This window comes from Nocardia sp. NPDC059691, from assembly GCF_042733915.1.
In the GTDB taxonomy this organism is placed as follows: domain Bacteria; phylum Actinomycetota; class Actinomycetes; order Mycobacteriales; family Mycobacteriaceae; genus Nocardia; species Nocardia sichangensis.
In genome coordinates this window covers 15,881-29,265 of the sequence record NZ_JBHWFB010000006.1, presented here as the reverse complement: position 1 = coordinate 29,265, position 13,385 = coordinate 15,881, and the positions used below count along the sequence as shown (strand labels likewise).

The following is a 13,385-nucleotide window of genomic DNA, read 5'->3' as shown; positions in this document are numbered from 1 at the left end:
ACGGCTGTGCGAAGCCTCCCGCAGGACCGGGAGCTGAATTGCCCGGTAGGCTGAAACAGATTTCAGTGCGTGTGGAAACTTGGTCGCACGCAGTCGGGAAGTGCGGAACCGGCAGAGGAGACGGTGGAACATGGTGGCACGAGCGGGGCGCGGGCCTCGGGGGGAACGTGGCGCGCAGGCGGACCGCATCCTCGCAACGGCGCGTAAGTCCTTCGCCGAGCGAGGTTACAGCGGAACCTCGTTGCGAGCCGTGGCGAGGGCAGCCGAAGTGGACCCCACCCTGGTGAACTACTACTTCTCCAACAAGATGGGACTGCTGAAGGCGGCGCTGGAGCCGCCGGAATCCTTTGGTGCGGCAATCGGGGAGGCCGCTCGAGTGCCACTGGAGGAGCGCGGACGAGCCTTTGTCGAGGCGGCGCTGCGCATGTGGGACGATCCGGCCACCTCGGAGATTCTGCGGTCGATCATCCTCGCCGCGAGTCACGAGCCCTTCGCCATGGAGCGCCTCCGCGCCGTCTTCTCCGATCTTGTCTTGCAGGTGGTGTCGGCGAGCCTTCCCGACGACGAGGCCGGCCTGCGGGCGGACCTGGTGGCCACTCAGATCGTGGGACTGGCCATGACGCGTTATGTCTGGGCCCTCGACAGCATCGCCGATCTGCACACGAAGCAGGTCGTCCGCCTGATCGGGCCGACCGTGCAGCACTACCTCACCGGCCCCTTGGGCACGGATGTTTCGGAGAGCGCCTGAGCGGCGGATGACCCCGCAGGGATGAGTCGGTCGGCGCCGCGGTCGAGTACGCCGGCGGCCGCACCATGCTCGTCACCGTTCGCCCCGCCGAGCGCGGCGCGCGGGCCGCCGACGACCAATATTTCAGCATATATGGAAATTGCTCTTGCCTGCAGCGGGGCGCCGGGCGTACCGTGAGCCCGTTAATTTCTGTATATGTGGAAATGAGGATGCCGTGGCTCGGGTAAGAGCAGCCGGTGCGGAGCCCGGTCAGCGTCAGTTGAACGGACCGCAGACCACAGGTCGCGAGTATCGCGACCTGTCCCCCGCTCTCCACGGGACGACCCGCGAGAACAATGTGCCTGTCCTGGTCCGTGACGGCACCAGGCTGCTGGCCGACATTCACCGCCCCGCCGCCGACGGGAGATTTCCCGCGCTCATCGCGGCGGCACCCTATCCCCGCCAACTCCAGGACCTCGGTGCCCCCGCGGCGGTCATCGAGGCCGGCACCACCGACTTCTGGGTTCCACGCGGCTACGCCCATGTCATCGCCAACCTTCGTGGCACAGTGGGCTCGGACGGCACCTACACCTTTTTCGACGAGCAGGAGCGCCAGGACCTGTTCGACCTGGTCGAGTGGGTCGCCGGTCAGCCGTGGTGCGACGGCAACGTGGGCATGATCGGCATCAGCTACTACGCCATGACCCAGATGGCGGCGGCCACCCAGCGCCCACCTCATCTCAAGGCCCTGTTCCCGTTCAATGTCACGGTTCAGGCCTGGGAAGCCTCTTACCACAACGGCCTGTTGAGCCAGGCTTTCATCACCCCGTGGTTCCGTGCGCTAGGCGTCCTGTCCGCCCACGGCGACTCTCTCTACCGCAAGGGCCTGTCCCGCCTCCTGCGCAGAATTCTCGCGATTCCCGCCGTCCACCGCCGGTTCAGGCACACCGACGGCGTCCAGGCGACTCTCGGCCTGCGGTTGGTGAGCCGCTTCCGCCACGATGCCCACCCGTGGGAGGCCCTGTTGAACGCGGTGGCCACCGAACACCCCACCCGGGATGCGTGGTGGGACGACCGTGACCTGACCGAACTGCTGTCCCGCGTCGACATCCCCGTCTACCTCGGCGGCGAGTGGTCCAACGTCCCCCTGCATCTACCCGGCCTCTTCCAAGCCTGGAAGGCCCTCGCCCACAACCCGCACGTGCGCATGACCATGCTCGGGGAGCACAGCTTGCCCTGGCCATGGGAGAGCATGCACATCGAGGCCCTCGCCTGGTTCGACCACTGGCTCAAGGGGCGGGACACCGGCATTCTCGAAGGCCCCGCCATCCGCTACTGGCTGCCCGGGGCCGAACGGTGGCTCACCGCCGACTCCTGGCCCCCGCCTGCGACACACATGGCCTTGTCGCTCAACTCCGACGGCTCCCTCACCGGCGACGAGCAACCGGGCGAGCGCAGCTACGCCACGGACGGCGCGAACGCCATGCCCGCAGAACTGAGTTGGACCAGCGATCCCCTTCTCGGCGACCTCGACATGGTCGGTCACCCCGAGCTACGGCTCACCGCCACCAGCAGTGCGGCCGACACGGGATGGATCCTGCTCCTGCAAGACGTCGGACCGGACGGCAAAGCCATCGACGTCACCCAAGGCTGGCTGCGAGCCGGCATGCGCTATGTCGACGAGGACGCGAGCGCGACGGGCAGGCCCGTCCTCCCGATGAGGACGTGGGAGCCCGTCCCTGCGGGGGACCCGGTCGACTACCGCATCCCGCTGGTGGCCAACGCCCGCCGATTCCGCCGCGGGCACCGCATCCGGCTCATCCTCACCAGTGACGACAGCCGCGAGGACTTCCGCCCTATGCTCCTGTTCAGTCACGCCCCCGTCGGCAGTCCGAGCGTCAATACGGTGCACTCCAGATCACGTCTGCTCCTGCCGATCCTGGAAGGAGAGTGAACAGGGACGGCCCGACAATTCGCCCCGCGCTCCCCTCGTCTACGACCGGACTCGGCAAGAGCACACCTGTACCAGGTGGCATCTCGAGCCACCCATATCACCTGCGGCTGGCGGCCCCGGATCTGAGGGCAGGCCCGCGCCGAACCGCTGGACGGAGCCGTCGACATCGGCGAGATCCAGATCGTCGGCGTCAGCCCACCCCCGAACCGAGGGGCTGCATTCGAGCCTCATATGAGGCAGACAGCACTCAGCTATGCCCACCGCCCTGACATCCAGGGACCAATTCTCGACATCGAAAACAGGAGATCACCATGACCGCAACAACCATCCTCGCAGCTTTGCTCGCGATCGTTCTGCTAGGGGCCGGTACAACCATGACCCTGGCCGTCAGCTTCCAACGCGACACCGCGGCGCACCTCGGATTCAGCGTCAACGCCTTCCGCGGTATCGGGGCCTTGGAGTTGCTCGGTGCGATCGGAGTACTTCTGGGGCTGACGATCCCCGCCGTCGGCGCCCTCGCCGCAGTGGGCATCGTGGCACTGATGGTCGGCGCCGCTATCAGCCACCTCCGCGTTCGCGACCGGTTCGCGCAGCTGATCCCAGCGATAGCGATCGCTGCCGTCGCGGTCGCGTATCTGATTTTGGTTGGGCAACAGGCAGTTTCGTGAGGCGCGTACCCGACGCAGGACTACGAGCGGACCGTCGCGGCCGTTCGACGTGACGCAGCGCCCGCACTCCACCGCCATTGCGCACGGGCTCCGGACTGGCGAGCCTGTCGAGCGGCCCGGCTTGACATCCGCCGCAAAAGTGTGTGCACTTTAGCGAGTTCTTGATTCCTAAGGGGTTTTCATGTCGTCGCAGCAGTGGTGTCTAGTCCAGTTCGTCGGGAGCAACCGAGCGCAGCCGAGTGTCGGCGTGCTCGCCGCCGGCGAAGTCGGCCGGGCGCCGGAGCCGCTATCGGGCCTCACTTTGTTGGAAGTTCTCGATCGGTGGGCCGAGTTCACGCCCCTGCTCCGGAACTTCCAGCCCTCGGCGCTCGAGGTCATACCGGATGTCGAACTCGTCGCACCTCTCACCTATCCCCGCAAGGTCATCTGCGCCGGGGCGAACTACTACGGGCACGCGGAGGAGATGGGCACGCAGCGTCCGGATCCGGACGGTGAGCCCTTCTTCTTCCTCAAGCCACCCACCACGACGGTCCTGGGCGCGCACGACGACGTGCGTCTGCCGGAACGCGCCGACGTGGACTGGGAGGTCGAGTTGGCCGTCGTCATCGGCGCGGGCGGTCACGATATCGATGAGCGCGCGGCCCTCGATCACGTGGCTGGCTACACGGTCGCCAACGACCTGTCCGCTCGGGGACTGTTCCCGAGGAAAGACGCGGTCCTCGCGCCATTCGGCTGGGACTGGTTCCAGCACAAGGCATTCGACGGGTCGTGCCCATTGGGGCCCGGACTCGTGCCCAGCTGGCAAATCGGCGATCCGCACGACCTCACGCTTCGGCTGACGGTCAACGGGGAGATCAAGCAGGAAGCGTCCACCGCCGACATGGTGATCACGGTGCCGCGGTTGATCGCCGCCGCGAGCCGCGTGCTGACCCTCGAGCCGGGTGACGTCATCCTGACCGGTACGCCGGCCGGTGTCGGCCTGCCGCGCAAGACTTTCCTCAACGCCGGCGACCTGGTCGTCAGCGAGATCGACGGCCTCGGTCGACTGGAGAACAGAATGGTCGCGGCATGACCGGGAGCCTCCATCGTCGATGAGGGCAGGGACCATGCCATCCCACGAGTCGATCTCTTCGGCCGAGAACGTGCTCACGCTTCTTGTCGCTCTGCGCGAGAACGGTAGGTTGCGCGTGGCCGACGCCGCGGAACTGCTCGCGGTGACGCCTCCCACCGCACACCGGCTGTTGTCCACCCTCAAGCGGCACCGGTTCGCCGAACAGGACCGCAAACGCGCCTACCTGCCGGGACCACGGCTGACGCAATTCCCGCGGGGCGCCGAGCCGCCACACGACCTCGGCGTCCTCGGCCATCCCTATCTGGCCGACCTTTCGCGGCGGTCGGGCTGTACGACTTTCCTGGTGACCCTGGAGGGCAACGGCTGCCGGTTCATCGACGGCGTCGAGAGCAGCCGCGCCCACCGCGTCCGAAGTCGTGTCGGGCACTTGCTGCCCGCACACACCACATCGGGCGGCAAGGTGCTCCTGGCCCAGCTTCCCGACAGCGAACTGGTCGCGCTCTACCCCGACCGCCACGTCCGAATGCGTGATGGCTCGACGCGTGAGCTCGTCGCGCTCCGTCGTGAACTCGGTGTCGTCCGCAGGCAGGGTTATGCCCTGTGCCTGGAGACGAACGAGCAGTGTGTGAACGCCGTCGGCGTCCCGGTCACCACCCGGCCCGGCATGGTCATCGCCGCGGTCGTGTTGGCGTGCCCTTCGGCAGGCTCCAGCCGCAGGCGCCTCGTCGACCTCGTACCCGACGTCCGGGCGACCGCGTCCGCGATCGCCGAGAACTTCGCCTGAAGGTCGGGGCCTCGCCTCGCGCTGGTCACTCCAGCGTTGACGCACTCCCCCGGCCGCAGTCCTATCGGCTGACCGACCGCGGCCAGGCCTTGCGCCCCGCCATGAACCCGGCGGTCCGGACCGGCCCATAGTCGGTCGCGGCGGTGCGGTCGGCACCGGTCGGCGGCGCCTCCGGTGACGACCGCGACACGCCCTGGTCACGTCGGCTTGGTCACGCGAAAACCGGGGCCACGTCGAAGAAGACACGATAGCTATCGATCAGGCCGCTGTCACCGACAGTCCAGATCGACACCACCGGGATGGAGACCTCTCGGCCATCTTTACGCGCATAGGTGACAACCAGCTCGACGATGGTGTCGTTGCCCACGACCCACTCGTGGACGATCTCGTGGTGCATCCCACTGAGCATGCCGAAGAAGCCGACAGTGCCCGCCTCGACCGCCTCGCGGCCCTCGAGAACGGGGCCGTTGCCGAAGGTGGTCTTGCCATCATGGGCGAAAAGTCCCGCAAAGGCCTTCGAGTCGAGAGTGTCGACCGCGTGGAACACGGCGGCGGTCAAAGCGCTGGTCATAATTGGATCCTTTCGAGATGAACTGCATACACTTTGACCCGATCCAGTCACGTCCGGCCATCTCCCTGAGCGCAAATTCCGCTTTGCGGAATGAACTGCCCGAAGCGAAGCGTCGATTTTCGCCCCGGGCTTGGCGCTGAGGCTAAAAAGTGCATACAGTTATCCGGTGAGCTCTTCCACCACCCAACCCATCGAAGTCCGGGTTTCCGACGCAGCGCGCGCCATGGCCACCATGGGGCTGGTCGACGCGTTCGGGCATGTATCCGCCAGGGACTTCGACCACATGGTGATCACACCCGCCGCGGATCTCGAGACCGTCGAGGCGTCGAACTGCATCCGTGTCCCGTTGAACGCGACGTCTTTGCCACCCGGATGCCCGGCCGAGGCGTGGGCCCATTTGGCCCTCTACAACCGTTTCCCGGCGACCGGAGCGATCGCGCGGGCCCAGCCGGCGGCATCGCTGGCTGTCGGCATGCTCGCCGACCGCATCGCCCCGACCCACGGCCAGGCGTGCTGGCTGGGCGATTCCGTGCCGGTGTACCCCTCCGCGCTACTGGTCCGCGAAGCCGACCGCGGCCTGCGACTCGCCGAGGCGATCGGCGCGTCGGACGCGCTCATTCTGCGCGGCAACGGCGCGATCACGATGGCAGCCGACCCCGCCACCGCAGTCGCCACCATGTCGGTGCTTGCCGCCGCGTGCACCGTCTGGCTCGAGACGAGGGACGCACCAGTCGCCGCCATGTCGGCGGAAGAGGTTCGCTCATGGCAAGCCGTCAAACACGAGCTACTGCCCAGACTGGGGGCACACCTGCTGCGCAAAGCGGCGACGACGCGCGCCGCCCGATGATCCCACGCGCGTATGCCACCCAAGGCTCACGCCGCTGAACTCCGTCGCCAGGCCGACCGGACTGGATCAGGTTGCGGTGGAAGCGAATTCGGGCGTGTGCGTACCCCGACCAGGCGCACGGTCCCGCGCCGGAACGCGGGGCCGTCGCCCACGGTCCGGACGTCAGCTCATGGGCAGCGTGACGGACGCTTCTCCACCGGCGACCCGACGGATGGCCGCGAGCGTTGCGCCGACCGCCGCTATGTACTGCGTCGTCATTTCCTCGGCGTACGCCGCCTCCTCGGGAGAACCACTCTGTAAGCCTTCGAGCACCAGCGCGAAGCTGAACCGGAGGAACAGCTCCCCCTCGTCTTCCTCGATGTCGTTGACGATCGTGCCGAGGACCGGCCCCGAGATGCGCGTGAAAATCACCCGCTGCTGCGGCTGGAGGCTGACTCGCTCGGAATAGCGGTCGCCGAACAGCTCGATCTCGCGCTCGAACGTCACGTCATCGAGGCGAGCGGTGACGAGGCAGTGGGACATGGCCGGCACGAAGGGCAGCGCATTGTCGGCCTTCATGACCAGGCCCTGCCACACGGCAGTCCGATCGAGCGTCGGCTCGCCGGTCTCGTTGACCGGGAGGCGGTGAGTGACGTAGATCATTTGGTGACTTCCTGTGCGAGTGCGTTCTGGGCGGAGATCTGGTCGTGCACGCTGGCTATATCGAGTTCTCCCCAACCGTCGGCCAAGGCCTGGTCGAAGACCGCTTTGGCCGCCTCGAACACCGGCCGATGCTCGCCGACCTCGTGCAGGTGCGCCTCGATCTGGTCAAGGATCTCGTGCAGCGTCGCGATGGGCCCGGGAGCGGGCAGCCATGAGCGTTGCGCCATCACGGGACCTCGCTGCTCGAGCAGCGCCGAGCCCGCGATGGACGTCTCCAGGGCGCACTGGACCATCTCGAGGTCCAAGTTGTCGCGGCGGGCCAGCGCGATCGCTTCCGCGGCCGCGACCGTATGGGTCGCCACCAGCATGGAGGAGATGTACTTCAGGTGGGTGCCGGTCCCGAAGTCACCGGTTCTGACCCAGGGCCCCGAGATGGCGTCCAAGACGTCGGCGACTCGATCGATCGCCTCCGCCGCTCCGGAGGCGAAGATCCTGGCCAGCCGCGGGCCGACCATTCCGGGGCTGCCGCTGATCGGACAGTCGAGCATGGTGGCCCCGACATGCTGGAGCTGACGCATCAATGCGAGCTTGCGCGTCACCGGAATCGTGCTCATCTCGAGGTGGATCGCTCCGGGGCGCATCGTCGACAGCGTGCCCTCGGGTCCGCTGACCACGCGCTGGACGTCATCCGCGGTCGGCAGGATCGACACAATGACCTCGCACGAGGTGGCCAGTTCCGCCGGCGACGACGCGACGGTGCCGCCCGCGGCCTCGAGCTCGGGACACTCGATGCTGCGCCGGTACCCCACGACGTCGAACCCCCGGGCCAGCAAGTTCTCAGCGATCGGCAGGCCCATCTTGCCCAGTCCGATGACTCCGATAATTCTCACATTGGTCACGTCCTCACGGGTTTTCGCGCGGGGAGGGGACGCCTTCGGCGACGCCACGACTCCGAAATACTGTATGCAGTTTACGCGGGCGACATCCGAAAGAGAAGGAATATGTATACACATCGCTTACGCTAGGGGTATGAGTCGCAAAGTGCTCGTCCCGCACATCACCAGGGTGGAACTACCCGAGGCACGCCAAGCTATCCCGTATGTACACGCCTACCTGCGCGAAAGGATTCTCGACGGCACGCTGCGGCCTGGGACGAAGCTCTCTCAGGTGTCGCTGGCCGAGCAGCTCGGCGTCAGCCGCACGCCGTTGCGCGAGGTGCTGCGGATGCTGCAGGAGGAGGGCCTGGTCCAGATCGAACCGAACCAGCGCACCCGCGTCTCCATGCTCGACCCGCGTGAACTCGACGAGATCTATGCCAGCCGAGTCGTGCTCGAGTCACTGGCCGTCGCCATGACAGTGGACAGCTTCGACGACGCCGCCCGAGATCACGCGACCGAGCAACTGGCGGCCATGCGCGTGGCCGCGGAGGAAGGTGAGACCGAGCGCTGGTTCGTCATCCACTCGGCGTTCCACCGCACGATCACCTGCGGCGCCGGTGACACCATGCAGAAGCAGTTGCGTCAACTGGCCGACCGGTGTGTCCGGTACATCCGGATCTACCAGGGTGGCGAGCCGAACAGCTGGCACAAGGCCGGCGATCACGAACACGCGCAGATTCTGTCCGCGCTGGTGGAGGGCGCCAAGGCCACGGCCCAAGCCCGCATGGCGAGTCACTTGGCCCACACCGCTTTCAAAGTATTGAGCGACACCTCGCCCGACTACCAGCCGACCGCTGTGCCATTGGCCCTGGAGATGGTCGGCGTTCCGGACTGACGGGTGAGCAACCGCCGTGAAGCCAATGATCTTCGCGATGAGGTCGAGACCCGGCTCGCGCCCGTGACACCGGCAGCCCGCGCGGCGGTTGCGTAGTCACCCCGCGTCACCACTGCCGATGCTGAGGTGGTGACGCGGGGCAGCAGGGTCAGGACAGGGTGGTGACTTCCAGGTCGCCGTCGGCGTACTGGGCGCGTAGCCGCTTCTTGTCGAACTTGCCCACGCTGGTCTTGGGGACCTCGGCGATGAACGTCCACCGTTCGGGCAGCTGCCATTTGGCGAACTTGTCGGCCAAGAACTCCCGCAGTTCTTCGGGTTCGGCTTCGGCGCCCTCGGCCAGCACGATCGCCACCAACGGCCGCTCGTCCCACTTCTGGTCCGGCACACCGATCACCGCGGCCTCGGCGACCGCCGGATGCGCGATCACCGCGTTCTCCAGATCCACCGACGAGATCCACTCACCCCCGGACTTGATCACATCCTTCGAGCGGTCCACCAACGTGAGATAACCATCGGGACTGATCTTGCCGACATCCCCGGTCCGCAACCAACCATCGTCGAACTTCTCCGGATCGATCACCGTGCCGTCGGGCGAATAATACGACCCGGTGATCCACGGACCACGCACCTGCAACTCCCCCAACGCCACCCCGTCGTTGGCGACCACACCCTCATCACCGACCAGACGCGCCCGCACCCCGGCCGGGAAACGACCCTGCGTCACCCGATACGCCCACTTCTGCTCCTCGGTGACCGCGGTCGCCGGCGGATGCGCCACACTACCCAACGGCGAGGTCTCGGTCATCCCCCACGCATGCAGCACCCGCACCCCATGCTTGTCCTCGAAAGTGCGCATCATCGACGGCGGCACCGCCGAACCACCCACCACCACCGCACGCAGATGCGTGATGTCCTGCGGGTTGGCCGCCAGCCCGGCCAGCACCCCACCCCAAATCGTCGGCACCGCCGCGGCGAAGGTCGGGCGCTGCGCGGCCATGCACTCCAACAACGGACCCGGCTGCAGGAACCGGTCGGGCATCAACAGATTCGCCCCCGCCATCAACGCCGCATACGGCAGACCCCACGCGTTCGCGTGGAACAACGGCACGATCGCCAGAATCGAATCGCTGCCGTGCAAACCCATCCCGTTGTTCGCCGCCACCTGCATCGCGTGCAACCAGTTCGACCGATGCGAATACACCACACCCTTCGGATCCCCCGTGGTACCGGAGGTGTAACACATCGCCGCGGCCGCGCGCTCATCGATCACCGGGAACTCGTAGGTATCCGGCTGCGCACCCAGCAGTTCGGTGTAGGAGTGCACCTGCACACCCTCGGGCGCGGTCAACGTCGCCGCGTCGCCGTTGACCACGATCACATGCCGCACCGTGGCCAGGTGCGGCAGGATCTGCCCGAACAACGCCACCAGGCTGCCGTCCACCAACACCACCTGATCCTCGGCGTGGTTGGCCACATACACCACCTGCTCGGGAAACAACCGGATGTTCAACGCATGCAGCACCGCACCCATCGCGGGCACCGCGATATAGGCCACCAGATGCTCGTTGTTGTTCCACATGAACGTCCCCACCCGATCACCCACCCCGATACCCAACCCGCCCAACGCGTTCGCCAACCGCGCCGACTCCGCCCCGACCTCACGATAGGTCATGGTGCGCACACCGGTACCCGTCCACGTCGACACAGTCGAATCCCCAGCGAACGTCGATGCGTAGCGCAGCAACGTCGCCAACGACAACGGCTCGTCCTGCATAGTGCTCAACATCGCAACTCCTTCTTCCATCGATGACTTCCCCACAGAAAGCCACATTGAGCGAGGTCAGGCCTCGGACAGGAACGGTTCCACGACGCCGAGGAACTCGGCGGTCTTCTCGATCATGGTCCAGTGGCCGCAGTTGCCGAGCACATGCAGCCGGACGTCAGGAAGAAGTTCCAGCAATGCCCCCGAGGATTCCTTCCACGGCACCACCCGGTCGTCTCGCCCGTGAATCATGAGGGTCGGCTGTGCCACCCCGGTCAACTCGGCACCGGACAGGGCCAGGTCGTCGACCCAGCGTTGGCGCGGTTCGGGAAACATCGCTTCCCACGATTTCGCGACGGCGGGCTCGACACTTGCCCCGTATCGCATCTCGACCAGCTGATCGGTGATGAGTCCCCGGTCGTAGGCGAACAGCCCGATGATCTCGCGCATGTTCTCGATTCCCGGCCGGTAGTTCCAGACGGTGTCGAGCCCTTGCGGTAGCGCCATCGCGACACCCATCGAGCCCATGAGAACGAGTCGACGAACGGCCTGCGGACGCTCGGCCGCGAGTGATAAGGCGATTGCCCCGCCCATCGAGTTGCCGATGATGTCGTAGGTCTCGATGCCGAGTTCGTCCATGAGCGCGAGTGCGTGCCGGGTCCACGCCTGTCGGCCCCACGTGCGCGCCGCACCGGTGGCTGTGCCACCGAAGCCCAACTGATCGGGGGCGATGACGCGCCGGCTCTGCGAAAGGGACGGCAGCACGGGTCGCCAGTTGGCCGCGGCGCTCACACCGGGACCGGATCCGTGCAGGAGCAGCAGCGGCGGCTGCGCGCTCTCGCCTGCGTGCTCCCCGGTGTCGATGACAGCGGTGCGTACCCCATCGACTTCGCGTATCGATGCGGTCGGATGATCGCCGGTGATGACGGCCACTTGCTAACTCCTCGTCGGGGCGGGTCGGGTTCCGGCCATCGAGGCCGCGTGCTGCGTGGAGACCCGCTTGACCGGACCCAGCCACATGTCGATCGAGCCGGGTTCATCCGGATCGAACGTGCGCGGTCGCCAAGCCGCGTCGTCCTCGATGCGACGCACCCCGAACGAGTATTCGTAGGTGAAGCCTTCGGGACCGAGAAAGTAGAGGAACACCGCTGTCGACTGCGGGTGGCGACCAGGGCCCATTTCGATCTGGACGTCGCGTTCTCGCAGGAAGTGCCAGGAACGGAAGACGTCGTCGATGGACTCCACCTGAAAGTTCATGTGGCACAGACCAGCGCTCTCGCCCTGGAATACGGCGAGCTTGTGGTGGACGGGATCGATCCGCATCAGGCACGCGGCGTCGCCGATCCAATCCGACACGCGGGCGTTGAAGTGCCCGTTCCAGAACCGGTAGGCCTCGTGCACATCCGGTGCGTCGAGGCAGAGGTGCCCGAACTCCGTGATGCCTGCCGGCCGAGCGAAAGCGACGGGGCGGGTGATCGTCTCCTGTTGGCTGACCAGCTCGATGCGATTGCCGAAGGGATCGTCGAAGCCGATGAACTCGGCCACGCGTCGCGAGCGAGCCTCTTGCCTCGACCCGCGCCGCACAGCGAAACCGGCGTGCTCGAGTTCGTTCTCGGCAGCCTCCAGCGCATCCATGTCGGCGACGGTGAACCCGGAGGCCAGAACCCCCGACACCCCCTCGACCAAAGCCAGACAGTGGTGGCGGGAGTCAGCGCGAAGGTGTGCGACCCCTGGTTCGGTCTCACCGGCGAGTTCGAGACCGACGATGCGGGTCGCGAAGTCGACGGCGGTCCTGAGATCGGCGACTCCTGACCGCACATAGGCGATGTCGGTCAGCGTGATCATGGGTGTTCTCTCCTGTGGAAACTTGCCGAACGCACGGTGTCAGGAGTCGATCGCGTCCGGGATGAGGTTCTTCACCAGCCCCGGCTGCAGATAGCCGGTCTCCCCGTACCGAGCTACCAGCGCCGCGTTGTCGGCCAGCAGTTTCTCGATCGGTTCGGTGAGGTCGATCGCTGCCAGGAATGGCTGGCGGGCGGGCAGTCCGGTCTGCCAGTACACCTCGCAACGGTTGCCCTCGGGATCGAAGAAATAGATGCCGAACGCGTTGCCGTGCGTCACGATCATGTCGAAGTCGACATCGTGCTCGATGAATCTGCGGTGGAACTCGATCAACTCGGTCAGATGATTGACCCGGAACGAGACCTGCTGAATGAGTTTGGTGTTCTCGTCGGCGCGCGCCACGGTCCGGCCTTCGACGAGCTGGAACTCGTGGTGTTCGAAGTTCGGCCGGGCACTGAAGAACCGCATGCCCAGATTCAGGTCCTCATCGGTGACCGTCAGTCCGAGGACGTCGCGGTAGAACGCTGTACTGGCTTCCAGGTCATCGCAGAAAACTCCGAAATGACCGAGTTCAGCGATCGGCATGGTGAATTTTCCTTCCCGTGGTGGCGGCCGGGTCATGTGCTGGTCGATCGAGTGCTCCTGGAACCGCCCGGCCGAGGAGTCCGCAGGTGGCGTCACTCCTGTTCCCTACGCGTCCGACCGTAATGTGTATGCACTTTTACTGTCAAGGTTCTTCCGGA

14 protein-coding genes are annotated in these 13,385 nt (G+C 66.1%); 7 read left to right on the top strand and 7 right to left on the bottom strand.

Translation table 11 applies throughout. The annotated features are described in order from the left end of the window. The first annotated feature begins 130 nt into the window (after positions 1-130). The 5 genes from ACFV2O_RS14895 to ACFV2O_RS14875 all read left to right on the top strand — a co-directional run bounded on the left by ACFV2O_RS14895 (position 131) and on the right by ACFV2O_RS14875 (position 5,205). Entirely contained in the window at positions 131-748 is a 618-nt protein-coding gene (locus ACFV2O_RS14895; RefSeq protein WP_379252210.1) for a TetR family transcriptional regulator, read from the top strand. Positions 749-962: 214 nt separating this feature from the next. Continuing rightward, positions 963-2,681, top strand: a complete 1,719-nt coding sequence (locus ACFV2O_RS14890; protein ID WP_379252209.1) for a CocE/NonD family hydrolase — start codon at positions 963-965, stop codon at positions 2,679-2,681. A gap of 311 nt (positions 2,682-2,992) precedes the next feature. Then, positions 2,993-3,349 (top strand): DoxX family protein, encoded by a 357-nt coding sequence (locus ACFV2O_RS14885; RefSeq protein WP_364425257.1) that lies wholly within the window; start codon positions 2,993-2,995, stop codon positions 3,347-3,349. 181 nt (positions 3,350-3,530) lie between these two features. Then, positions 3,531-4,421, top strand: a complete 891-nt coding sequence (locus tag ACFV2O_RS14880; protein WP_379252208.1) for a fumarylacetoacetate hydrolase family protein — start codon at positions 3,531-3,533, stop codon at positions 4,419-4,421. A gap of 34 nt (positions 4,422-4,455) precedes the next feature. Then, complete coding sequence (locus ACFV2O_RS14875; RefSeq protein WP_379252207.1) at positions 4,456-5,205, top strand: IclR family transcriptional regulator; 750 nt, start codon at positions 4,456-4,458, stop codon at positions 5,203-5,205. Positions 5,206-5,416: 211 nt separating this feature from the next. Here ACFV2O_RS14875 and ACFV2O_RS14870 read toward each other — a convergent pair whose 3' ends face one another. Beyond that, the gene (locus tag ACFV2O_RS14870; RefSeq protein WP_379252206.1) at positions 5,417-5,764 is read right to left on the bottom strand and encodes a nuclear transport factor 2 family protein; all 348 of its coding nucleotides are present in this window, start codon (positions 5,762-5,764) and stop codon (positions 5,417-5,419) included. Positions 5,765-5,942: 178 nt separating this feature from the next. On the opposite strand from ACFV2O_RS14870, the gene ACFV2O_RS14865 reads away from it, so the two are divergent. Continuing rightward, positions 5,943-6,623, top strand: a complete 681-nt coding sequence (locus ACFV2O_RS14865) for a class II aldolase/adducin family protein (RefSeq protein WP_379252205.1) — start codon at positions 5,943-5,945, stop codon at positions 6,621-6,623. 162 nt (positions 6,624-6,785) lie between these two features. Here the strand turns inward: ACFV2O_RS14865 and ACFV2O_RS14860 are convergent, their stop codons facing one another. After that, the gene (locus ACFV2O_RS14860; protein ID WP_379252204.1) at positions 6,786-7,265 is read right to left on the bottom strand and encodes an SRPBCC family protein; all 480 of its coding nucleotides are present in this window, start codon (positions 7,263-7,265) and stop codon (positions 6,786-6,788) included. Further along, positions 7,262-8,155: an NAD(P)-dependent oxidoreductase gene (locus tag ACFV2O_RS14855; protein ID WP_379252202.1), complete on the bottom strand. Its 894-nt coding sequence runs from the start codon at positions 8,153-8,155 to the stop codon at positions 7,262-7,264. Before ACFV2O_RS14855 ends, ACFV2O_RS14860 begins: the two co-directional genes overlap by 4 nt. A 139-nt stretch (positions 8,156-8,294) precedes the next feature. Here ACFV2O_RS14855 and ACFV2O_RS14850 point away from each other — a divergent pair, with 139 nt between their 5' ends. Continuing rightward, complete coding sequence (locus ACFV2O_RS14850; protein WP_355078195.1) at positions 8,295-9,038, top strand: GntR family transcriptional regulator; 744 nt, start codon at positions 8,295-8,297, stop codon at positions 9,036-9,038. Between the two features lie 148 nt (positions 9,039-9,186). On the opposite strand, the gene ACFV2O_RS14845 is transcribed toward ACFV2O_RS14850, so the two are convergent. From ACFV2O_RS14845 to ACFV2O_RS14830, 4 genes are read right to left on the bottom strand one after another with little or no spacing between them, the layout of a single operon-like run. Further along, a complete protein-coding gene (locus tag ACFV2O_RS14845; RefSeq protein ID WP_379252201.1) occupies positions 9,187-10,824 on the bottom strand; it encodes a long-chain fatty acid--CoA ligase in 1,638 nt (545 codons plus the stop codon). Positions 10,825-10,878: 54 nt separating this feature from the next. Next, positions 10,879-11,733, bottom strand: coding sequence for an alpha/beta fold hydrolase (locus ACFV2O_RS14840; protein WP_379252200.1), 855 nt, complete (start codon positions 11,731-11,733; stop codon positions 10,879-10,881). Positions 11,734-11,736: 3 nt separating this feature from the next. After that, a complete protein-coding gene (locus tag ACFV2O_RS14835; RefSeq protein ID WP_379252199.1) occupies positions 11,737-12,645 on the bottom strand; it encodes a VOC family protein in 909 nt (302 codons plus the stop codon). A 39-nt stretch (positions 12,646-12,684) separates the two neighbouring features. Then, positions 12,685-13,323, bottom strand: a complete 639-nt coding sequence (locus tag ACFV2O_RS14830; RefSeq protein ID WP_379252198.1) for a VOC family protein — start codon at positions 13,321-13,323, stop codon at positions 12,685-12,687. Positions 13,324-13,385: the final 62 nt, after the last annotated feature.

Bases quoted from the DNA above. Each gene is read 5' to 3' on its own strand.
- ACFV2O_RS14845 (WP_379252201.1), bottom strand. From the start codon at position 10,824: ATGTTGAGCACTATGCAGGACGAGCCGTTGTCGTTGGCGACGTTGCTG.
- ACFV2O_RS14850 (WP_355078195.1), top strand. From the start codon at position 8,295: ATGAGTCGCAAAGTGCTCGTCCCGCACATCACCAGGGTGGAACTACCC.
- ACFV2O_RS14885 (WP_364425257.1), top strand. From the start codon at position 2,993: ATGACCGCAACAACCATCCTCGCAGCTTTGCTCGCGATCGTTCTGCTA.
- ACFV2O_RS14875 (WP_379252207.1), top strand. From the start codon at position 4,456: ATGCCATCCCACGAGTCGATCTCTTCGGCCGAGAACGTGCTCACGCTT.
- ACFV2O_RS14860 (WP_379252204.1), bottom strand. From the start codon at position 7,265: ATGATCTACGTCACTCACCGCCTCCCGGTCAACGAGACCGGCGAGCCG.
- ACFV2O_RS14895 (WP_379252210.1), top strand. From the start codon at position 131: ATGGTGGCACGAGCGGGGCGCGGGCCTCGGGGGGAACGTGGCGCGCAG.
- ACFV2O_RS14835 (WP_379252199.1), bottom strand. From the start codon at position 12,645: ATGATCACGCTGACCGACATCGCCTATGTGCGGTCAGGAGTCGCCGAT.
- ACFV2O_RS14880 (WP_379252208.1), top strand. From the start codon at position 3,531: ATGTCGTCGCAGCAGTGGTGTCTAGTCCAGTTCGTCGGGAGCAACCGA.